24 protein-coding genes are annotated in these 20889 nt (G+C 65.4%); 8 read left to right on the top strand and 16 right to left on the bottom strand.

Going from position 1 to position 20889, the window contains the following annotated elements; all coding sequences use genetic code 11:
- Positions 1-41: 41 nt before the first annotated feature.
- Entirely contained in the window at positions 42-815 is a 774-nt protein-coding gene (locus KM031_RS06975; protein ID WP_215503800.1) for a DUF6478 family protein, read from the top strand.
- A gap of 9 nt (positions 816-824) precedes the next feature.
- A complete protein-coding gene (locus KM031_RS06970) occupies positions 825-1199 on the top strand; it encodes a hypothetical protein (protein WP_215503799.1) in 375 nt (124 codons plus the stop codon).
- A 32-nt stretch (positions 1200-1231) separates the two neighbouring features.
- Here the strand turns inward: KM031_RS06970 and map are convergent, their stop codons facing one another.
- The gene (gene map, locus KM031_RS06965) at positions 1232-2041 is read right to left on the bottom strand and encodes a type I methionyl aminopeptidase (protein ID WP_260692122.1); all 810 of its coding nucleotides are present in this window, start codon (positions 2039-2041) and stop codon (positions 1232-1234) included.
- 124 nt (positions 2042-2165) lie between these two features.
- Here map and KM031_RS06960 point away from each other — a divergent pair, with 124 nt between their 5' ends.
- The 3 genes from KM031_RS06960 (at position 2166) to KM031_RS06950 (ending at position 4562) form a co-directional block, all read left to right on the top strand.
- On the top strand, positions 2166-2885 hold the full coding sequence (locus KM031_RS06960; protein WP_215503798.1) for a competence/damage-inducible protein A: 720 nt from the start codon (positions 2166-2168) through the stop codon (positions 2883-2885).
- Complete coding sequence (locus KM031_RS06955) at positions 2882-3589, top strand: GNAT family N-acetyltransferase (protein ID WP_215503797.1); 708 nt, start codon at positions 2882-2884, stop codon at positions 3587-3589. Before KM031_RS06960 ends, KM031_RS06955 begins: the two co-directional genes overlap by 4 nt.
- Before the next feature lie 106 nt (positions 3590-3695).
- Positions 3696-4562 carry an OmpA family protein gene (locus KM031_RS06950; protein ID WP_215503796.1) on the top strand — a complete coding sequence of 289 codons (867 nt, stop codon included), beginning with the start codon at positions 3696-3698 and terminating at the stop codon, positions 4560-4562.
- 24 nt (positions 4563-4586) lie between these two features.
- Here the strand turns inward: KM031_RS06950 and KM031_RS06945 are convergent, their stop codons facing one another.
- From KM031_RS06945 to KM031_RS06920, 6 genes are all read right to left on the bottom strand, one after another.
- Positions 4587-5492, bottom strand: a complete 906-nt coding sequence (locus KM031_RS06945) for a LysR family transcriptional regulator (RefSeq protein ID WP_215503795.1) — start codon at positions 5490-5492, stop codon at positions 4587-4589.
- 187 nt (positions 5493-5679) lie between these two features.
- The gene (locus KM031_RS06940; protein ID WP_215503794.1) at positions 5680-6450 is read right to left on the bottom strand and encodes an alpha/beta fold hydrolase; all 771 of its coding nucleotides are present in this window, start codon (positions 6448-6450) and stop codon (positions 5680-5682) included.
- A 1-nt stretch (position 6451) separates the two neighbouring features.
- Entirely contained in the window at positions 6452-6649 is a 198-nt protein-coding gene (gene thmT / locus KM031_RS06935; protein WP_215503793.1) for a 2-hydroxymuconate tautomerase, read from the bottom strand.
- 36 nt (positions 6650-6685) lie between these two features.
- Positions 6686-7717 carry an LLM class flavin-dependent oxidoreductase gene (locus tag KM031_RS06930; protein WP_215503792.1) on the bottom strand — a complete coding sequence of 344 codons (1032 nt, stop codon included), beginning with the start codon at positions 7715-7717 and terminating at the stop codon, positions 6686-6688.
- Positions 7718-7732: 15 nt separating this feature from the next.
- On the bottom strand, positions 7733-8770 hold the full coding sequence (locus KM031_RS06925; protein WP_215503791.1) for a flavin reductase: 1038 nt from the start codon (positions 8768-8770) through the stop codon (positions 7733-7735).
- Positions 8771-8806: 36 nt separating this feature from the next.
- Positions 8807-10390, bottom strand: coding sequence for an ABC transporter substrate-binding protein (locus KM031_RS06920; protein ID WP_215503790.1), 1584 nt, complete (start codon positions 10388-10390; stop codon positions 8807-8809).
- A 171-nt stretch (positions 10391-10561) separates the two neighbouring features.
- Between KM031_RS06920 and KM031_RS06915 the strand changes: the two genes are divergently transcribed.
- On the top strand, positions 10562-11203 hold the full coding sequence (locus KM031_RS06915; RefSeq protein ID WP_215503789.1) for a TetR/AcrR family transcriptional regulator: 642 nt from the start codon (positions 10562-10564) through the stop codon (positions 11201-11203).
- Positions 11204-11219: 16 nt separating this feature from the next.
- Here KM031_RS06915 and KM031_RS06910 read toward each other — a convergent pair whose 3' ends face one another.
- The 4 genes from KM031_RS06910 to KM031_RS06895 form a co-directional block, all read right to left on the bottom strand.
- Positions 11220-13229 (bottom strand): NADPH-dependent 2,4-dienoyl-CoA reductase, encoded by a 2010-nt coding sequence (locus tag KM031_RS06910; protein ID WP_215503788.1) that lies wholly within the window; start codon positions 13227-13229, stop codon positions 11220-11222.
- Positions 13230-13324: 95 nt separating this feature from the next.
- Positions 13325-13972, bottom strand: a complete 648-nt coding sequence (locus KM031_RS06905; protein ID WP_215503787.1) for an HAD family hydrolase — start codon at positions 13970-13972, stop codon at positions 13325-13327.
- The gene (gene rsmD / locus KM031_RS06900; RefSeq protein ID WP_215503786.1) at positions 13969-14541 is read right to left on the bottom strand and encodes a 16S rRNA (guanine(966)-N(2))-methyltransferase RsmD; all 573 of its coding nucleotides are present in this window, start codon (positions 14539-14541) and stop codon (positions 13969-13971) included. The genes KM031_RS06905 and rsmD overlap by 4 nt, the downstream gene beginning before the upstream one ends.
- Positions 14538-15746 carry an NAD(P)/FAD-dependent oxidoreductase gene (locus KM031_RS06895; protein ID WP_215503785.1) on the bottom strand — a complete coding sequence of 403 codons (1209 nt, stop codon included), beginning with the start codon at positions 15744-15746 and terminating at the stop codon, positions 14538-14540. The genes rsmD and KM031_RS06895 overlap by 4 nt, the downstream gene beginning before the upstream one ends.
- Before the next feature lie 114 nt (positions 15747-15860).
- Between KM031_RS06895 and KM031_RS06890 the strand changes: the two genes are divergently transcribed.
- Both KM031_RS06890 and KM031_RS06885 read left to right on the top strand, forming a co-directional pair.
- On the top strand, positions 15861-16349 hold the full coding sequence (locus tag KM031_RS06890) for a peroxiredoxin (protein WP_215503784.1): 489 nt from the start codon (positions 15861-15863) through the stop codon (positions 16347-16349).
- Positions 16350-16467: 118 nt separating this feature from the next.
- Positions 16468-17322, top strand: a complete 855-nt coding sequence (locus tag KM031_RS06885) for a fumarylacetoacetate hydrolase family protein (protein WP_215503783.1) — start codon at positions 16468-16470, stop codon at positions 17320-17322.
- A 3-nt stretch (positions 17323-17325) separates the two neighbouring features.
- On the opposite strand, the gene KM031_RS06880 is transcribed toward KM031_RS06885, so the two are convergent.
- The 5 genes from KM031_RS06880 to KM031_RS06860 all read right to left on the bottom strand — a co-directional run bounded on the left by KM031_RS06880 (position 17326) and on the right by KM031_RS06860 (position 20848).
- Entirely contained in the window at positions 17326-17682 is a 357-nt protein-coding gene (locus tag KM031_RS06880) for a 4a-hydroxytetrahydrobiopterin dehydratase (protein WP_215503782.1), read from the bottom strand.
- Positions 17679-18290, bottom strand: a complete 612-nt coding sequence (locus KM031_RS06875; protein WP_215503781.1) for a glutathione S-transferase family protein — start codon at positions 18288-18290, stop codon at positions 17679-17681. The genes KM031_RS06880 and KM031_RS06875 overlap by 4 nt, the downstream gene beginning before the upstream one ends.
- A 46-nt stretch (positions 18291-18336) precedes the next feature.
- Complete coding sequence (locus tag KM031_RS06870; protein ID WP_215503975.1) at positions 18337-19488, bottom strand: GNAT family N-acetyltransferase; 1152 nt, start codon at positions 19486-19488, stop codon at positions 18337-18339.
- 129 nt (positions 19489-19617) lie between these two features.
- The gene (locus tag KM031_RS06865) at positions 19618-20385 is read right to left on the bottom strand and encodes a glycerophosphodiester phosphodiesterase family protein (RefSeq protein WP_215503974.1); all 768 of its coding nucleotides are present in this window, start codon (positions 20383-20385) and stop codon (positions 19618-19620) included.
- Between the two features lie 4 nt (positions 20386-20389).
- Positions 20390-20848 (bottom strand): RidA family protein, encoded by a 459-nt coding sequence (locus KM031_RS06860; protein ID WP_215503780.1) that lies wholly within the window; start codon positions 20846-20848, stop codon positions 20390-20392.
- Positions 20849-20889: the final 41 nt, after the last annotated feature.

The raw sequence follows: 20889 nt of genomic DNA, 5'->3' as shown, positions 1-20889 counted from the left end.
ATCATCCCGAAATTTGAGACAGGCGTAGCGTCAGCAGTCGTATGGGCAACAAGATCGATACCTTCCTCGACCGGTTGTTGCAGCGCCGGTTTCTGCAACGTTGGGAACGCTGGGCCGATGCCGCGAATGGCATGAGCCTGGAGCGGCTGCGCGAATTGCGGGGGCGGGCGCGTCTGGCCCGGCGGCAGCTGGACCAGGTTATCCATATTGCGGAACACCGGCTGGCGCTGCCGGTCATCGGCTCCAACGCGCTGCGCCGCCCGATGGGGTCGGACTGGGTGTGGCGTCCCGAATTGTGGAAGGGCGAAATTCCGGTGCCGGGGTTTTCGTCGGTGCCTGGCAAGGCCAGCATCTGTGACGGGGCGACGGTGTTCCATGATTGCCGTCGATCAGAGCTGACGGTGCGCCAGATCCGCAATGGCCGCGAAGCCGATCTTGCGCCCTTTGGCGTGCGCATGGACGTGTTCCGGTTTGACGGCTCGTTCCTGTCGCTGGTCGTCGATCTGCCGCCCGAAGCGGTGCAGGGGCTGAAACAGCGCCATCTGATCCGGCTGGATGCCATTGTCGAAATGGAAAAGCCGCTGGAAATCTTTGCCCGGCTGAACATCAAACACGGCCCGAATGTCGAACAGATCGTGCGCGAACTGCCTTTGGCGGCGGAAGAGGTGATGGTGGAATTTGACCTCGCCTATACCAAGATGAATGAAAAACGGGTCGAGCGGCTCTGGATTGATCTGATCTTCGAAGGGCCGGAGATGAACCAGATCATCCTGCGGGATGTGACGCTGTCGCGCCGCCCGCGCGCAGATCTGTAAGGGGGCGGCATGGCGGATGTGAAGCTGACGAAAACGCGGGTGCGGGCCGGTGTCTGGGAGGGCATTCTGTCCACCGGCGGCGCGAAACCAACGCTGGATGTGCTGCATCTGGAACAGAAACTGCCCGGCCTAGTGGTGACTGAGATGCCGGGGGCCAGCGGCACCTTTGCCGTGCGCCTGCCGATCCCGGCCTCGGTGCTGAACGAAGGCGTGCAGACCTTCCTGTTCCGCGACAGCAGCACCGGCGAAACCCTGACGCATTTCACCATCGTGACCGGCGTCGCGATGGAGGATGACCTGCGCGCCGAAGTGGATCTGCTACGCGCCGAACTGGACATGCTGAAGCGCGCCTTCCGGCGGCATTGCCTGGAAACGATGGGATAAACGGGGCCGGGGCTGGCCCCGGCCTGCGCCGCTTATTCCCAGGTGCGGAAGAATTTGTCGGCGGGCGACAGCGTGAAGATCTCGCAGCCCGTCGCCGTCACACCCACCGAATGTTCGTATTGCGCGCTCAGTGATTTGTCGCGGGTGACGGCGGTCCAGTCATCGGCCAGAACCTTGGTTTCCGGGCGACCCAGATTGACCATGGGTTCGATGGTGAAGAACATGCCTTCTTCCAGCACGGCCCCGCTACCCGCCCGGCCATAATGCAGCACGTTCGGCGGCGAATGGAACACGCGGCCAAGGCCATGGCCGCAGAAATCACGCACCACCGACATGCGGTTGGCTTCGACAAAGCTCTGGATGGCAAAGCCGATGTCGCCGAAGGTATTGCCGGGTTTCACCGCCGCAATGCCGCGCATCAGGCTTTCATGGGTGATCTCGATCAGACGCTCGGCCTTGCGGGGCAGGGTGCCTGCTACATACATGCGCGAGGTGTCGCCAAACCAGCCATCGACGATCACCGTCACGTCGATGTTCAGAATATCGCCATCCGCCAGCACCTTGGCCCCGGGAATCCCGTGGCAGACCACATGGTTCACGCTGATGCACGACGCGTGCTGATAGCCCTTGTAGCCGATGGTGGCAGAGGTCACCCCAAGGCGCTTGATCTCTTCGGTGATGAAATCATCAATCGCCGCCGTGGTGGTGCCCGGCACCACCAGCGGGATCACCGCATCCAGAATCCCTGCCGCCACACGCCCTGCAGTGCGCATGCCTGCGAAATCCGCATCTTCATAGATGCGGATGCCATCCTTGGTCATGCGACCGCGCAGATCGTTCACGGGGCATCCTTTCCTGATCGAACGGCGCTTTGATAACGGCTCGGGGCGGAAATGGCCAGAGGCAGGGGTTTGAAACAGCAGGGGCAGGCCCTATACCTAAGCCCAAGCTGGAAGGAGAGCCGCGATGACGAATCCCACCGCCGCCATGCTGGTCATTGGCGACGAAATCCTGTCCGGGCGCACGCGCGACGGCAATACGCATTACCTTGCCGGACAACTGACCCAGATCGGCATCCGCCTGATGGAGGTGCGGGTGGTGGCCGACGAGGCCGAGGCGATCATCGAGGCGGTCAATGCCCTGCGCGTCCGGTGGGATACGGTGTTCACCAGCGGCGGCATCGGCCCGACCCATGATGACATCACGGCCGAGGCGATTGCGGCCGCCTTTGGTGTCGGGATCAGCCAGCGCGCCGATGCGCTGGCGCTGCTTCAGGCGCATTACGACCGCTCGGGGCTGGAGTTCAACGAGGCCCGCCGCCGCATGGCCCGCATCCCGGATGGCGCGGCGCTGATCGACAACCCGGTCAGCATCGCGCCGGGCTTCACCATCGGCAATGTGCATGTGATGGCGGGGGTTCCGAACATCTTTGCCGCGATGGTGGCCAGTGTGCTGCCCACGCTGACCGGCGGTGCGCCCTTGCTGAGCCAGTCGCTGCGGGTGAACCGGGGCGAGGGTGAGATTGCAGGCCCCTTCGGGGCGCTGGCCGCCGAATTTCCCGATCTGTCGATGGGGTCTTATCCGTTCACCCAGAACGGTGCATTCGGCACCAATCTTGTGATCCGCGGCAGCGATCCGGCGCGGCTGGATGCCGCGATGACCAAGCTTTGCGGGCTGTTCGCATGACGCCCGAATCGCTTGCCGCCTTGATGGAGGCCACATGGCCCGCCGTGCGCTGTATCGAGGTGGGGCCATGGCGGGTCCGCGACGGGCAGGGCGGCGGGCAGCGCGTGTCGGCCACCACGGCGCAGGGGGCCTGGCGCGAGGCCGATCTGGCGCAGGCCGAGGCCGAGATGGACAGGCTGGGCCAGAAGCGCCTGTTTCTGATCCGCGCGGGCGAGGCCGATCTGGATGCTGCCCTTGCGGCGCGCGGCTATCGCATCAACGATCCGGTGGTGGCCTATGCGGCCCCGGTCGCGCAACTGGCACAGCCGGTCAGCAGCATGGCCGCCTTTCGCCACTGGCCGCCTTTGGCCATCGCCTGTGATCTCTGGGCCGAGGGCGGCATCGGGACTGCGCGGCTTGCGGTGATGGATCGGGTGACCGGGCCGAAATGCGCCATTCTTGGCCGCACCGAGGATCGCCCGGCAGGCGCGGCCTTTGTGGCCTGCCATGGCAAAAGCGCGATGTTGCATGCGCTGGAGGTGACACCCGCGATGCGTCGGCGGGGTTCTGCCCACAATATGTTGCGGGCTGCGGCGTCTTGGGCGCAGGATCAGGGGGCAGAGACCTTTGCGCTGGTGGTCACTGAGGCCAACGCCGCCGCGCGCGCCTTGTATGAGGCGCAGGGGATGGTAGCAGTGGGGCAGTATCACTACCGTCTGCAATGATCTGCTGTCCATGAGGCCCGCCCTGCCATCTGTTCTGCTTCGCCTCTGCCTGATCTGCCTGCCACTGGGCCTCCCCCTGCCGGGCAGGGCGCAAACGCCTGAGCTGATGTTCCCGGCACCCGCCAATGCCACGGCCAGCAGTCTGGAACCGATGGCGAGCTACCGGTTGCCGATTGGCCCTTGGGGCCCGGAGGGCGTGCCGTCGCGGCTGGTCGAAGGAACGGTGGAACAGACCGCTTGGCGCATCGCGGCGCCGCTGTCCACGCTGGATCTGATGGCACCGCTACGGCGGCAATTGCAGGCCGAAGGCTGGCAGGTGATCTATGATTGCGAAACGGCGGCCTGCGGCGGCTATGATTTCCGCTATTCCCTGCCGCTGATGACCGAACCCGACATGCATGTCGATCTGGGGGATTTCCGCTATCTGGCGGCAGGCAAGGGTGCGGAAGTGCTGAGCCTGATGGTCAGCCGGTCGCAGGTGTCGGGCTTTGTGCAGATGACGCGCGTGTCGCCGGAACCCTCCGGGGGCGCGGTGGTGCCGCCACAGCCTGCGGATCCCGTGCCGGGTGGCCCGGCCTTGTACCCGACGCCTGCGCAGGGCGATTTTGCCGTCCGGCTGGAACGCGCGGGCAGTCTGGTGCTGGAGGATCTGGTGTTTGCCTCTGGGGCAGGGGAACTGGCGGCGGGCGATTATGCCTCTCTCGTGGCGCTGGCGGGCTATCTGTCGGATCATCCGGCACGGCGGATCGCGCTGGTGGGCCATACCGATGCTTCGGGCGGTCTGCCGGGCAATATCGCCCTGTCCGAGGCGCGGGCGTCATCCGTGCGCAAGGCTCTGATTGCGCTGGGTGTCGCCGGGGACCGGATCGAGGCCAAGGGCGTGGGCTACCTCGCCCCGCGCGCCAGCAACCTGACCCCCGAAGGGCAGACGCAAAACAGAAGGGTCGAGGTCATGCTGACCTCGACCCAGTAGTCGCCGCACCTTAAACCTGTTGGGTCACCAGTTGTCGGGCCCCTTGTCCATATAACGCCGGGCCAGAAAGTCGATGAAGGCGCGCACCTTGGGCTGGGTAAACCGCCCCGGCGGATAGACCGCATAGATGCCCAGCGTTTCCACCGGCAGGCCCGAGATCGCCTCTTCCACCTGGCCCTGTTTCATCGCATCGGCATAGAGGAACGAGGGCAGATAGGCGATGCCAAGCCCCGAAATGGCGGCATTCAGAAGCGATTGCCCGTCATTCACCGTCAGCCAGCCGACCGAGCGCACCTGACGTTTTTCGCCAGACGGAGCGGTCACTTTCCAGACGTTGCCATTGGCCTGATTCGAATAATGCAGCAGCTTGTGGTCGTTCAGATCGTCGATCTTCATCGGACGACCGAATTTCTGGAAATAGCCGGGCGCGCCGATCATGCGTTTGGTGGTTTCGGTCAGCTTGCGGGCGCGCAGACTGCTGTCCTCCAGATCGCCCACACGGATCGCCATGTCGAACCCTTCGGAAATCAGCTCCACATAGCGGTTGTTCAGCACCATGTTGACGGTGATGTCGGGATATTCCAGCAGGAAGTCCCCCAGAATGGGCGACAGAAGATTGACGCCGAAATCGGTGGCGACGCTGATGCGCAGCAGACCCGAAGGCGCGGATTGCATCGAGGTGACCAAGGCATCGGCTTCGCCTGCGTCATTCAGCACGCGGCGGGCGCGGTCGTAATAGGCAAGGCCGATTTCCGTCGGGCTGACCCGGCGTGTGGTGCGGTTCAGCAGACGCGCCCCAAGCCGGGCCTCCAGTGCCGAGACGTGTTTTGACACTGCCGATTTGGAAATACCCATCTTCTTGGCAGCGTCCGTAAAGCCGCCTTGATCCACCACGGTGGCGAAGGCTTCCATTTCGGTCAATCGATCCATTGTATTCCCCATGCGACTTATGCGGGTTGCTGAGGATGTATTGACCCCGAAATCGGGCGAGATAGGGGCGAGGGCGCGACAAGTCCGGGGTATTGTGTGGGATCGTTGAAGGCAGGGAAACACCGCGCGCCGGTGTGGGGTGGGCAAAGGCGGGGGCCGGATCGGACAACCGCCTTTGCCGGAAGGGTCAGCTCTGGCGCAGCAGGAACTGGCGCAGGGGCGGCACCACCCGCTCGGATGCCTCGATCAGGATCGCGTGTTTCAGGCCCTCCAGAATCACCAGATCGGCCTTCGGCAGGGCCGCCGCAATCTGCTGGTTCAGACGCGGATTGCAGCCGCCATCCAGCTCGCCGGTCAGAACCAGTGCCGGAGCCGCAACCTCGTGCAGCCACGGGGCCATTTCCGTTTCGGCATAGATGTCGAACACAGTCAGGAACACCTCGGCCGGGGTGTCCAGCACCTGCTGTTTGCGCCAGGCGATCACCTCGGGGTGGGCTGCGGCAAAGGCATCGGTGAACCAGCGCGCGGTCAGCGTATCCAGAACCTGCCCGATGCCCTTGTCGCGCATCTGCGCCACCACGGCCTTGACCTTGGCGCTGTCATCCTCGGTGCGGAAGGCCGCCGTGGACAAAAGGCCCAGAGACAGCACCCGGTCGGGATAGCGGTGGGCATAGGCCGGGCCGATCATGCCGCCAAGCGAGTGCCCGGCAAAATGCGCCTGGGCGATGCCCAGCCGGTCACGCAGAGCCTCCAGATCATCCACCAGGTCTTCCAGCCCGAAGCGGCCTTCGGGCAGCGGGCTGTCGCCATGGCCGCGCAGGTCATAGCTGATGCAGGTAAAGCGATCTTTCAGGGCTGCGACCACCTTGGCAAAGCCGGTCTTGCGCGCGCCGATGCCGTGGATCAGAAACAGCGCCGGGCCTTGCCCCTCGATCGTGTAGGCACAGTCGATCGCCATGTCACTTCGCCTCGGCAGGTTCGCTGCACAGGCGGCCCGCCACCGCCCAGTCGCCTTTGGCGACATCGGCAAAGACCACATGCACGGATTGCGCGGTGCCGCCACAGGTGGTGACAAAGGCCTCGGTCATGGCGCGGGCAAAGGCGGATTTCTGTTCGGGCGTGCGGCCTTCGAACATTTCGACACGGATCATCGGCATGGGATTTCCTTTCCTTGAGATGGATTTGAGGTGGGGTCAGGCCACGGCGCGCTGCCGCAGACCCTTCAGGTGAGGCATGACCTCGCTGGCAAAGCGCGCCATCATGTCGAGCGTTTCTGCCTGCGACTGGCCGTAGTTCGAGGTGGAGATCACCTCGTCAATGCCCGCTTCGGCATAGGCGGACAGCCGGTCGATCATTTCGTCGCGGGTGCAGATCAGAAGGTTGCAGCCCAGCTCTTCCTTGCTCTGGCTGCGCGGCAGCGGGCGGATGCTGCCCTTGTCCACCAGACCGGGGCCGGACCAGACATTGTCGAAACGGCTGTAGTAATCCTGCGCGAGGGTCAGCTTGTCATGGGCATCGGCGGCATTGCGCGCCAGAAAGATGCCGCGTTGCAGGGCCAGCCGGTTGCTGGCCCCCGCCTTGCCTGCGGCCTTGCCGCGCGTGAAGGCGTTCACCTGCGCCAGCAGCGTGGCGTGATCGGCCCCCAGCGGCGTGGTCTGCACATGATAGCCCTGCCGCGCCACCGCCTCGATGCCCTCGGGTGCCATGACCGCCAGAGACAGCGGGATCGGATATTCCGGCCGGGGCATCACGGTCAGCGGGTCGAACTTGTAATAGGTGCCATCCCAGGCCACGTCTTCGCGCGACAGCAGCGCCTCCAGCACGGCCAGCGATTCCTCGAACCGTGGTTTCAGCTCGCCGCGCGGCACGCCAAGGCGTTCTACCTCATAGCCAAAGGCCCCGCGCCCGACGCCCAGCACCAACCGCCCTTCGGTCAGGATGCTGGCCTGAACCACCTCACCCGCAAACACCCGCATGTCGCGGATCGGCAGCACGGCGATGGACGTCACCAGCTCGATTGTCTTGGTTTTTGCCGCCAGATGCGCGGCAAGCTGCAAGGGCGAGGGCACCAGCAGGATATTGATCAGGTGATGTTCGGGAATGGTGATGCCGCGATACCCCAGTGCCTCGGCATGTTGGGCCTGTTCGATCATATCGGCATAAAGCCGGATGCCCCCCGTCACGGGATTGGGCAGATAGCTGGACAGAAAATGGTTGAAATCCATTGGAGGCTCCGGGGGTTATACGGATTGGGGTTGGGGGGCCGGAAGGCTGTCGGACCAGCGTTCCCACGGCTGCGGCGGCCAGGTGACGGCGATCACGCTGCCGCCCTCGGCGCTGTCGCAGTAAAGGCCAAGGCGACCGACCTGCCGTTCCTGAAAAAAGCGCCGCAACAGGCCGCGCGCCATGTCGCCCGCGATCTGCGGCCAGGGCAGGCTATCGGCATCAAAGAAGCCAAGCTCCACCCCCTCGGCAGTTGCGCCGGTGGGCAGGGGGTGGGCCAGCGGTGCCGTGAAGATCATCGTTGTGGTGGCGGCCCCCGGCTCTTGATAGACCGAATAGAGAAAGGCCGGGGCTGCCGCGATGCCCAGCCGGGCAAACAGCAGGCGCAACGCCTCGGCATGGCCGCTGCGTGGCGGCAGCGCGGTCTGTGGCAGCGCCCAATGCGGGCTGCCGGGGCGGCGGCACAGCAGCACCTTGCCTTGCCAGTCCACCAGTCCGCCCACCACAAGCGGCGCGCCCATATCCTCCAGATGCTCAAGGGCCAGCCCGAAGCCGACATAGCGCCCCCGGAAATAGCCCAGCGGCCGGCCAGACCCGCAGCGATACTTTTGCACCGCGCCCAGCAGGATCACATGGTCGCCCGCGTCCACCAGCTGTTCGGTGGTGCAGATCATCGTGGCCAGCGCATCGGCGACATGCGGCACCGGGTCCGGCACCAGTTGTGCCAGCGCCGCCGCCTTTGCCGGACCCGCCGTTGCGCAGGCCGACGACAGATCGCGCTGATCGTCGGTCAGGATGTTGATGCTGAACTGCGCCGCCGTGCAGAACGCCTCCAGACTGCCTGCGCCCTTGGCCAGACAGATCAGCACAAGCGCCGGATCCAGCGACACCGAAGTGAAGGAATTTGCGGTGAAGGCGCGGGTCGTGCCCTGATCATCGCGGGTGGCAACCACGGTCACACCGGTCAGGAACGTGCCGAACATGCCGCGCAGATCACGTCGATCTGCCTGCGCGGCATTGGTCCAGGGCGGAGAGGCGGGAAGGTTGGGCATCATCATGGCGCTCCGAGCAGGTGAGAGAGGGGCGGCGGGTCAGGAAATCCACCAGCGTTCCAGCGCCTTCATGCCATCCAGAGCCAGTTCGGCATTGCGCGCCTCGGGCATGCCCACGCGGTCACTGGTGCCATTCACGAAGTTCATGAACATCGGCACGATGGTTCCGGCATCGTCGCGCACGATGGCCTGCAATTCGCCATACATCTCGGCGCGCAACGCCTCGTCCAGCGTGCCGCGCGCCTCGGTCAGAATGCTGTTGAAGCGGGCATTGTCCCAATCGGTATCACCGAAGGACGCGCCCTTGGCATAGATCAGCGAGAAGATGCCGTCAGCGGTGGGACGACCGGCCCAATAGCAGGCGCAGAACGGCTTTTTCGCCCAGACGCTGCTCCAGTAGCCATCCGAAGGCTCGCGGATGGCGGTGATGTCGATGCCCGCCTCTGCCGCCGAGTTCTGCATCAGAACCGCCGCATCCACCGCCCCGGCAAAAGCCGCATCCGAGGTGCTGAGATCCACCGCCAGCCGGTCAAGCCCGGCCTGTTTCAGGTGATACCGCGCCTTGTCGGGATCATGGCTGCGCTGTTCCAGATCGGCGTTGAAGTATTTCTGGGTGCGGCCGATCGGGTGATCGTTGCCGACAGAGCCATGGCCCTGCAAGATCGCCTTCACCCATTGCTCACGGTTCACCGCGTGTTTCAGCGCCAGCCGGACGTTGACATCCGAAAACGGCGCAGAGGTGACGCGCATCGGCAGCGTAGCATGTTGATAGCCCTGCACCTCGTCGATGCGGACATTCGGCGCGCGGCTAAAAAACTCCAGCGTCTTGAGGTCGACTCGGTTGATCACATCTACCGCGCCGCTCATCAGTGCGGCCTGCCGGGCGCTGGCGTCGTTGATGGCGATCAACTCCACACTGTCGGCATGGGCGCGGCCAGTTTTCCAGTAATTCGCAAAGCGCGTGCCCATGGCTTTGACGCCCGGCTCGAACATCTCGAGCTTGTAGCCGCCTGTGCCGATGCCGGATTGCCAATCCACGCTGCCATCGGGCAGGGCGGGCATCATGCCGAGGTGATAATCGCTCAGCAATATCGCCAGATCGGCATTGCCCTGCGCCAATGTGATGCGCAGCGTGTGGCTATCCTCTGCCACCACCTCGGAAATCTGGCTCAGAACGCTTTTCGACAGCGAGGTGGCATCGTCGCGGATGTGGTGGCGGATCGAGGCCAGCGCATCATTGGCGGTAAAGCTCTGGCCGTTGTGGAATTCGACGCCCCGGCGCAGGCGGAACAGCCAGACCCGCGCATCGGGGCTTGCTTCCCAGCTTTCGGCCAGTTCCGGCACCGGGCTGCCATCGGGGGCCAGTTCCACCAGATTGTTGCGCAAGCCCCCATTGGTCAGCAGCATCATGAAATCGTCCCAGGCCAGACCGGGATCAAGGCTGTCGGTCGTATTGGCCCCTGCCAGACCGAAGCGCAGGGTGCCCCCGCGAACCGGCGTTGCGGCGCGGGCGATGCCGGGGCGGGCAAAGCCGCCCAGCGTGGCGGCACCTGCGGCGGCAAGCCCCAGCAGCGCCGTGCGGCGCGTCAGGCTGGATCCGAAACCATTCTGTCCGGTCGTCATCTGTAACCCCTCCTATGGGCTGCATCGGCGTTGCGGCATCCGTATTGTACGGATGTGCATTTGAAAGGCATAGGCGTGTATTGTACATCTGTCAAACACAGATTTGCGCGCTGGCACCTTGGGCCGGAACCCGGCACAATGGCGGGCAATACGATGCGGTGCAGGCAGGTGATGGCAGCGAAAGAGCGCAAGACACGGGTGGTGCGCACCACAGAAGAGCGGCGGGCCGAGATTGTCGCAGCGGCGCTCGAATGCTTGCAGGAGGTGGGCTATGCCCGGCTGACCGCCCGGCTGATCGCCGAACGGTCGCAGATTTCGCTGGGTCACATCACCTATCATTTTCGCGACATGAAAGAGGTGCTGATCGAAACCTATCGCCATGCCTCCAGCCTGTTGCTGGCGGCGACGCTGGAGGATGTGGACCGCTCATCGCCCGATCCGCTGGAACGGCTGGCCGCGTTCCTCGGGGCAGGCTTCGCCCCGGAATTCCTGAAACCCGATTATCTGCGCGTGCGGATCGACCTGTGGTCGGCGGCACTGGCGCATGAGGAACTGGCGCAGACGGAACGCGCGCTTTACGACCGCTATCGCCGCAGTCTGGCAGAGATGCTGGACAAACTGGCCGAGGGCAGCGGGGCAGGGCAGGCAGAGGTCGGCTTTGTCACCGATGCCATCATGGCGACGCTGGACGGGCTGTGGCTCGATTGGGTGCGGCGGCGCGATTCGACGGCGGTGCGCAACGGCCTTGCGGCCTGCGTTCTGCTGGCGCGCACAGTGCTGTCCGAACGGCGGGGCGGGCCACAGCCGGAATGACCCTAGGTCCCGGTTCTCACAGGCTGGCGGCCAGCCGCGTGCCCTGATCAATCGCGCGTTTGGCGTCCAGTTCGGTCGCAAGATCCGCGCCGCCGATCAGATGGGCGGCAATGCCCTCGGCCTGCAAGGCGTCATGCAGGCTGCGTTCCGGCGTCTGGCCTGCGCAGATCACCACCGTATCCACCGGCAGAAGCTGCGGCTGGCCCTGGATCGTCACCTGCAACCCGTCTGGCGTGATTGCGTCATAGCTGACCCCGCCCAGCATCTTCACGCCTTTCATCTGCAAGGCGGCGCGGTGGATCCAGCCGGTTGTCTTCCCCAGCTTTCGGCCCGGCTTTTCGGGTTTGCGCTGCAACAGCCAGACCTCGCGCGGCGAGGCTTCGGGCTGCGGCCCTTCCGGGGCCAGCCCGCCTGCGGTCTGCGCTGGGTCGCCCACCCCCCATTCGCGCCGCCACGCCGCAGGGTGCAGGGTCGGGCTGTCGCCCTGATGGGTCAGGTATTCGGCCACGTCGAAACCGATGCCGCCGGCACCGATCACCGCCACGCGCGGGCCGACCGATGCCCCTTGCAACACCTCGCGGTAGCCCAGCACCTGCGGGCCGTCCTCGCCCGGGATCCCGGCGGGGCGGGGCGTGATGCCCGTGGCCAGAATCACCGCATCAAACCCGGTCAGATCCTGCACCCTTGCCAGATGCCCCAGACGGCAAGTGACGGTGCTGCCCGCCAGCAGGGTCTGGAACCATGTGATCAGGCCCTTGAACTCTTCCTTGCCGGGGATGCTGGCCGCCAGATGCAGCTGCCCACCCGCCTGCGGGCTGCGGTCGAACAGCGTCACCGCATGGCCGCGCGCCGCCGCCGTGAGCGCGGCAGACAGGCCCGCCGGTCCGGCCCCCACCACCGCAATCCGTTTGGGCGCATCGGTCGGGGTAATGACCAGTTCGGTTTCGTGACAGGCGCGGGGATTGACCAGACAGCTGGTCAGCTTGCCCGAAAAGGTATGGTCCAGACAGGCCTGATTGCAGGCGATGCAGGGCGCGATTTCGCCCGCGCGCCCGGATGCGGCCTTGGCGACAAAATCGGGGTCGGCCAGAAACGGCCGCGCCATCGACACCATATCAGCACAGCCTTCGGCCAGCAGCGCCTCTGCCACTTCCGGGGTGTTGATACGGTTGGAGGTGATGACCGGAATCCCCACTTCGGGCCGCAACCGGGCCGTCAGATGCGCAAAGGCGGCGCGGGGCACCGAGGTGGCGATGGTGGGCACGCGGGCCTCGTGCCAGCCGATTCCGGTGTTGATCAGGCTGGCGCCCGCCGTCTCGATCGCTTTGGCCAGGGTGATCACCTCGTCCCAGGTCGAGCCGTCGGGGATCAGGTCGATCAGCGACAGCCGGTAGATCAGGATGCCGTCACCAATCGCGGCCCGCACCCGGCGCACCACCTCCAGCGGCAGGCGCATCCGGTTTTCATAGCTGCCGCCCCAGCGATCGTCGCGGCGGTTGGTGTGGCGCACCAGGAACTGGTTGAGGAAATAGCCCTCGGACCCCATTACCTCCACCCCGTCATACCCGGCCTCCATGGCGCGGGCGGCGGCGGTTGCGATGTCGGAGACCTGCTTTTCGATGCCATCCTCGTCCAGCGCGGTCGGCACAAAGGGCGAGATCGGGGATTTGAGCGCCGAGGCCGAAACACAATCCTTGCCATAGGCATAGCGCCCGGCATGCAGGATCTGCATCGCAATCCGCCCGCCTGCCGCGTGAACGCGGTCAGTGACGCTGCGGTGATTGGCAATGTCTTGTGCGGTATAAAGCCCGGCAGCCCCCGGAAACACGCCGCCTTCGCGGTTTGGGGCCATGCCGCCGGTGACCATCAGCGCCACGCCGCCGCGCGCGCGGGTGGCATAGAATTCGGCAACGCGGTTCCAGTCGCCGGTTTCTTCCAGCCCGGTGTGCATCGACCCCATCATCACCCGGTTCTTCAGGGTGATCGGACCAAGGGAAAGCGGGGACAGAAGGTGGGGGAAGGTCATGGGCTGCTCTGCTGCTGTGGCTGCGGGCAGAGTGGCAGCGGGGCGGGCCGCTGTCATCGGCTACGCTGCGTCACGGATACGGCAGCCGCTGGCGGTCACAGGCCCAGAAGGGCGGGCAGATCCGCCATATCGCTGAAGAGCGTGGCCCCGGCATCGGTCAGGCTGGGGTCCGCCCCGCCCGGCGCATAGCCAAAACAGCGCATTCCGGCGCTGCGGGCCGCGCGCGCGCCGGTGCCACTGTCTTCGATCACGACGCAGGCGCGGGGATCGGCGCCCAGCACCTGTGCCGCATGCAGATAGAGGTCGGGCGCGGGTTTCAACATGCCCAGATCCTGCCCCGAAAACAGCCGACCTGCGAAATGGGCAAGGATCTGCGGGTGCTGGCCCAGCGTGATCTGCATCTTGCGCAGGGTGCCGTTCGACCCCATCGCATAGGCAATCCCCGCCGCATCCAGCGCCGACAGCACCGTGGCAATGCCGGGAACCAGCGGCGTGCCAGCCGCCAGCCGCTCATACAGCGCCTCATAGAAATCGCTGACCCAGCTTGCAGGCAGCGGCGCGCCCATCGCGCGGGCCTTGTCATAGACACCGGCAATCGTGCCACCCAGAAAATGATGCTCCATCTCGGCATGGCTGAGGATCAGGCGGTGCTGCCCGAGGTTTTCGGCCAGCAGATCAAAGGTGGCGGGTTCGCTGTCGACCACCACCCCATCACAATCGAACAAAACGGCTTGCAGCTTCATGTCGGGGCTTTCAGCAAGGTGATCAGGGTGTCGCCATATTTGCGTTGGTCGATCTCGTCAAATCCGGGCGGGACGGTGGGCGGGCGGCTCTCCTCCCACACGATCAGCGCGCCGGGGGCGAGCCAGCCCCCCGCGACGCAGGCGGCCAGTGCGCGTTCGCCCAGACCTTTGCCATAGGGCGGATCCAGAAAGATCAGAGAGAATGCCGCGCCGGGATTGCGACCGAGGGACGTGGCATCGCGCGCCAGCAACTCGGTGTCGTCAGTTGCGCGCATCAGCGTGATATTGCGGCGCAGCAAGCTGCGGGCGGTGGTGCCATCCTCCACAAACACCGCCCGTGCGGCGCCACGCGACAGCGCCTCCAGCCCCAGCGCGCCGGTGCCCGCAAACAGATCCAGCACCCGCGCATCACTGACCGGATTGCCGGATTGCGCCACGCGGCCATTGATCAGCAGATTGAAGATTGCTTCGCGCACGCGGTCAGAGGTGGGGCGCAGATGCGCCGCCGCGTCACCCGCCCCGACCGGGGCCAGATGCAGGCCCCGCGCGCTGCCGCCGATTATCCTCATGCCTTCAACAGCGCCTTCAGATTGGTGGCGGGATCCGCGATCAGGGCCGGATCCGGGCTGCGGCCCATCTCGATCAGGCGTTTGCCCACCATATAGGCGCGCGGATCATTCATCGCGTCCACCGCCAGAAGCTGCGCGCCGCGATAATACCAGAAGCTCACCGCCTCGCCCTCGGGGCCACGGGTCACGATCTGGTCATAGCCGGTGTTCAGACCGGCAATCTGCAATTTGCAGTCATATTGATCGGACCAGAACCACGGCTGCGCCACATATTCCTTGCCCGCGCCCAGCATGTTTTCGGCCACAAGCTCGGCCTGATCAATCGCATTGCCGACCGATTCCAGCCGCAGCCTCCCGCCCTGCCACGGGAACGAGGCGCAATCCCCCGCTGCCCAGATATGCGGCACCGAGGTTCGGCCATGGGCATCGGTGCGGATCCCGTTGTCCAACTGACAGCCCGCCAGTTCGGCCAGATCGGTGACGGGCAGGATGCCCACGCCGACGATCACGAAATCGGCCCGCAGCGCGCGCCCGTCGGTCAGCTGTGCCGTGGTCACACGGCCATCGCCCAGCAATTGCTCCAGCCCGACGCCTTCCAGAACCGCCACCCCATGATCGCCATGCAGCTTGCGGAAATAGGCCGAGGTTTCTGCCGAGGCGACCCGTTGCAGGATACGCGGGGCCATTTCTACCACGCTGACGATCAGGCCCAGCTTGGCGGCGACGGCCGCCGCCTCCAGCCCGATATAGCCGCCGCCGATGATGACAAGATGCCGCCCCGCCACGAATTCGTCGCGCATCGCATCCACATCCGCCAGTGTGCGCACGGTATGCACACCGGCCAGATCACCGCCGATGGCGGCAGGCAGGCGGCGCGGAACCGATCCGGTGGTCAGCGCCAGCTCGTCATAAGCGATGGTTTCGCCGCCCACCGTCACCGTGCGGGCGGCCGCATCAACCACCGTCACCGGCTGGCCCAGTTTCAGCGTGATGTCCTGTTCGGCATAGAAACTGTCTGCGCGCAGGGCGAGGCGGTCTGCCGTAATCTCGCCCAGCAGATAGGCCTTGGACAGCGGCGGGCGCTGATAGGGCGTGGCGGCTTCGGCCCCGATCAGGGTGATCTGGCCCGCAAAACCGTCGGCGCGCAGTTTTGCTACCAGCGAGGCCCCGGCCTGACCGGCCCCGACCACCACGAAATGAGCCATGTCTTTTCTCCTTCTGTGGCAGGCGGCGTCTCTGATGCGCCCTGCCTCTGGTCCTGCGCTGGTGCGGACCCTATAACCGGGAGGGACGGAAACGCAACGCGCGAGGAGACAACCATGACGATTTCTGAGGGGCAAAGCCTGCCCGAAGCCACGCTGCTGCACATGGGCGCAAACGGGCCGGAGGCGGTGACGCTGGCCGACAAGCTCAAGGGCCGCAATGTGGTGATCTTCGGACTGCCGGGCGCCTATACCGGCACCTGCACCACGGCGCATGTGCCCAGCTTCATGCGCACCAAGGACGGGTTCGCGGCCAAGGGCGTGGATGAGATCATCTGCGTCTCGGTCAACGATCCCTTCGTGATGAAGGCCTGGGGCGACAGCACCGGGGCCACGGCGGCGGGGATCACCTTTCTGGGTGATGCCGATGCCAGCTTTACCAAGGCCATCGGCCTGACCTTCACCGCGCCGCCGGTCGGCCTGATTGACCGCTCCAAACGCTATGCGCTTTATGCGCAGGACGGCGTGGTGAAGGTGCTGCATCTGGAAGAAAGCCCCGGCACCTGCGAGATTTCGGGCGGCGAGGCGCTGCTGGCGGCCATTTGATCCGGTGAGATATGCTGCAAAGACCCCCGGTGTGCTTGCCGGGGGCCTTTGCTTGCGCGGCACCGGCGCTGCGGTTAGCCTTCGCGGGATTGCCCTGTGACCCGCTGAAAGGACTGCGATGAAACTGCTGCGCCATGGCCCCAAGGGGCAGGAAAAACCGGGGCTGCTGGATGCGGCAGGGCGGGTGCGTGATCTGTCGGCGCATGTGACCGATATTGCCGGGGCGGCGCTGCTGCCGGACAGTCTGGCCCGGTTGCGCGCGCTGGATCCCGACAGCCTGCCGTTGGTGCCCGGTATGCCGCAGCAGGATCTGCGGCTGGGGCCTTGCGTGGGCGGTGTGGGCAAATTCATCGCCATTGGACTGAACTATGCCGATCACGCGGCAGAAACCGGCGCAAAGATCCCGAGCGAGCCGGTGGTGTTCAACAAATGGACCTCGTGCATTTCCGGCCCCGATGATGATGTGATCCTGCCGCGCGGATCGGTGAAAACCGATTGGGAGGTGGAGTTGGGCATCGTGATCGGCACCGGCGGCACCTATATAGATGAGGCCGAGGCGCTGTCGCATGTGGCGGGGTATTGCGTGGTCAATGACGTGTCGGAACGGGAATGGCAGGCCGAACGCGGCGGCACCTGGGACAAGGGCAAGGGGTTTGATACCTTCGGCCCGATCGGCCCCTGGCTGGTCACGCCCGACGAGGCGGGCGATATCGGCAATCTGGGCCTCTGGCTCGATCTGGACGGGCAGCGCCGCCAGACCGGCAGCACCGCCACGATGATCTTTGGCGTGGCGCATATCATCGCCTATCTGTCGCAGTTCCTGTCGCTGCAACCGGGCGATGTGATCACCACCGGCACCCCGCCCGGTGTCGGGCTGGGGCAGAAACCGCCGGTCTTTCTGCGCGGCGGCGAGGTGATGCGGCTCGGCGTCGAGGGCTTGGGCGTGCAGACGCAGCGTGTGGTCAAAAGCTGATCGTCAGCGGGTTTTGCACAGGCAGGTGACAGGCTCCGAATGGTCGGTCTGCACCTGCGCATTGCCCGCCAGCTTGTCCATCTTCTGGGCCAGCTGAATGTCCAGCGCCGACAGCCCGTCGCAGTCATGCGTTGTCAGCACCACATCCACCACATTGAAGATATTGGTCCATACCGGGTGGTGATTGGCCTTTTCGCAGGCCAGCGCGACGCGCGACATGAAGCCCCATGCCTCTGAGAAGGTGCGGAATTTCCAGATCTTGCGCAGCGCGTCGCGATCCGGCTGCGCCCGCCATCCGGTTTCGCCAAGGGCGGGCAGGGCGGTGGCGCGGTCTGTGTCCGACAGCAGGGTATTGGTCATGGGCGAGGCTCCATCAGGGCATCATCGGCGGCAATGGCGCGCAGGGCGGCGGGGCGCTGGCTGATCCGGTCCCAGTAACCCAGAAACACCGGGATGGAGGGCAGCGTGCCGAAACGCATCCCCCAGCCGATCTGCGCGCCGACATAAACATCGACCGCCGTAAAGGCATGGCCGCAGAAATAGGGCACGTCGGCCAGCCGTCCGGCCAGCGCGGCAATCACCTGATCCAGACTGCCATAACCCACCATGCCGCGCTTTTCGGCGGGCACGGTCACTTGCAAGGCGGCGTTCACTGCCGCCGCCTCCAGCGGGCCTGCGCCAAAGAACATCCAGCGATAGAAATCGCTGCGCTCTTCCGGCATCAACCCGGCTTCGGGGAAGGTATGGGCCAGATAGGTGCAGATGGCGGCACATTCCGTCACCACATGGCGGCCATGGGTCAGGGCGGGCACCTTGCCCATCGGGTTGATTGCCAGAAACTCCGGGGCCTTCATGCGGGTGGCGTAATCCAGCGGCACCGCCGTATAGGGCTGGCCGGTCTCCTCCAGCATCCAGCGCGCGATCCGGCCGCGCGACATTGGGTTTGTATATAGGGTCAGGCTGTCCATGGCTTCCTCCGCATGTCAGGCACTGTGGCACGCGGGGCGCGGTTTGTCAGTCCTGCTGTGCGGATTGCAGCGGGCCACGCCGGAACGGGCCATAGCCGGTCAAGACTTCGATCTCTTCATCAACCGCCGCGCGTTCGGCGGCGAGGTATTGCGCCACGGCGCGGGCAAAGCCGGGATCGGCGATCCAGTGCAGCGAATGGGTTTCAACCGGCAGATACCCCCGCGCCAGCTTGTGTTCGCCCTGCGCCCCGGCCTCGACCCGCGCAAGACCATGGGCAATCGCATAGTCGATGGCCCGGTGATAGCAGAGTTCAAAGTGCAGGCAGGGGTAATCGGCCAGACAGCCCCAATACCTTCCATAAAGGCAGTCGCGCCCGATGAAGTTCAGCGCCCCGGCCACCGCCTGCGCGCCATCAAAGGCCAGCACCAGCAGCACGTCGTCGCGCATTGTGTCATGCAGCGCATTGAAAAAGCCACGCGTCAGGTAGGGCGTGCCCCATTTGCGGTTGCCGGTATCCTGATAAAACGCCCAGAAGGCCTGCCAATGCGCGGGCTCGATCTCGGTGCCGGTCAGCGCGCGGATGGTCAGGCCGTGGCTGTTGGCGGTCTCGCGTTCCTTGCGCAGCGCCTTGCGTTTGCGCGACGCCATGGTGCCGAGGAAATCCTCATAGCTGGCATAACCGTCATTCTGCCAGTGGAATTGCTGGCTGACCCGGTGCATCAGACCCTGCGCGCGGCCCGCTTCGGCCTCGGCTTCGGTGCAGAAGGTGATGTGCAGCGAGGACAGGCCGTTCTGTTCTGCAATCCGGGTGGCCCCGTCGATCAGCGCGGCGCGCCCCTGGGCTTCGTCCCCCGGCAGGGTCAGGAAGCGCCGCCCGGTGACGGGGGTAAAGGGCACCGCCACCTGCAACTTGGGGTAATAGCGCCCGCCCGCGCGTTCATAGGCCTCGGCCCAGCCGTGATCGAAGATATATTCGCCCTGACTGTGGCTTTTCACATACAGCGGCATCGCGGCGATGATCTGGCCCTGCCGCGTCACGGTCAGGGGGCGCGCCTGCCAGCCGGTGCCCCGCCCGGTAGAGCCGGAGCGTTCCAGTGCCGACAGGAAGCGGTGGGTGGTGAACGGATCGGCGGGGCGGCCTGTCGCGGCTTCGGGGCAGGCCAGCGCATCCCAAAGCTGCGCCGGAATGGCGTGCATGCTGTCGGCAAGGGTGACGGTCAGCTCTGTCAATCCGGCATCCGGTCTTGCGGCGGGGAGGGGCGGTGTCTGTCCTTGCCCCCGGTCGGGGGGCGGGTCAGGCTGAACATGGGATGCTGCACCGCCGCGTCAAGGCTGCGCCGCCAGATACCCTTCGAAGGTGATGTTCTGCGCATGGCGGCGGGCCTCGGCCTCGGCCAGTGGCGAGCGGATGGTCCAGCACAGGATGGCGGCGCCCTGCCGTTTCAGATCGGCCACCCGTGGGCGGGCCAGATCGGCGGCTTCATGGCTGAGGAAGCTGGCCTCGGTGCGGTCGTAATCCGGGATCTCGCGCAGGCGGTCGCACAGATCGGCGGGCAGGGGCGCATAGCCTTCAGGATCATAGGAGCCGGTGGTCAGCCCGCGCGGCAGATGCGGTGCCAGCCGCGCCAGTTCGGCCACGCTGTCGGGGTTGAACGACATCAGCGCCACCGGGCCGTCATAGCCCGCCAGCGCCGCAACGGTGGCCATCTCCAGCGGGCCGATGCGACCGTCGGGCGTCAGCGTCTGGTCCTTGATCTCGATCAGCAGCGGCACCCGCCCCGCGACCAGCGCCAGCACCTCGGCCAGCGTGGGGATGCCATCCGTGGCGTCGCGCAGCCGGATCTGGCCCAGATCCGCCGCCGTCCGGCGGTTGACCCAGCCGGTCTCAGCGGTGAGGCGGTCCAGCGTTTCATCGTGAAACACCATCGCCACACCATCCGAAGACAGTTGCAGATCAATCTCGATGCCATAGCCCGCCGCCACCGCCGCCTGCACCGCGGCCCGGCTGTTTTCGGGGCGGCCCGCCGCGCGGTCGTGCAGGGCACGATGCGCCAGCGGGATGTGCAGAAAGGCGGGGGGCAGGGCCACGCGCATCGGATCAGACCAGTTCAAAGATGGCGTCGATTTCCACCGCAGCGCCCAGCGGCAGCGAGGCGGCAGAGACAGCGGCGCGGGCATGGCGTCCGGCATCGCCAAGGGCGGCAACCATGAAATCGGACGCGCCGTTGATGACTTTCGGCTGATCGATGAAATCGGGGGTGGAATTGACGAAACCGCCCAGTTTGACCACGCGCTTGAGCTTTGACAGATCGCCGTCACAGGCCTTTTTCAGCTGCGCCAGCAACGAGATGGCACAGCATTTCGCCGCCTCGGCCCCATCCTCGATGCTCATGTCGGCGCCCAGCTTGCCACGGATCACACCGGCCGCGTTCTGGCTGATCTGGCCCGACACATGCACCAGCTTGTCCGCGATGACGAAGGAGACATAGTTGGCGACCGGGGCCGGGGCATCGGGCAGGGTGACGCCAAGTTCGGCAAGGCGGGCTTCGATCGACATGGGAACCTCCGTTGAACCAATCGGGCGGAGGCTAGCGGCTT

The sequence above is a fragment of the Gemmobacter fulvus genome (genome assembly GCF_018798885.1).
Taxonomy (GTDB): domain Bacteria; phylum Pseudomonadota; class Alphaproteobacteria; order Rhodobacterales; family Rhodobacteraceae; genus Gemmobacter; species Gemmobacter fulvus.
Note: the sequence above shows the minus strand (reverse complement) of the source record. Positions and strands in the feature narration are given on the sequence as shown.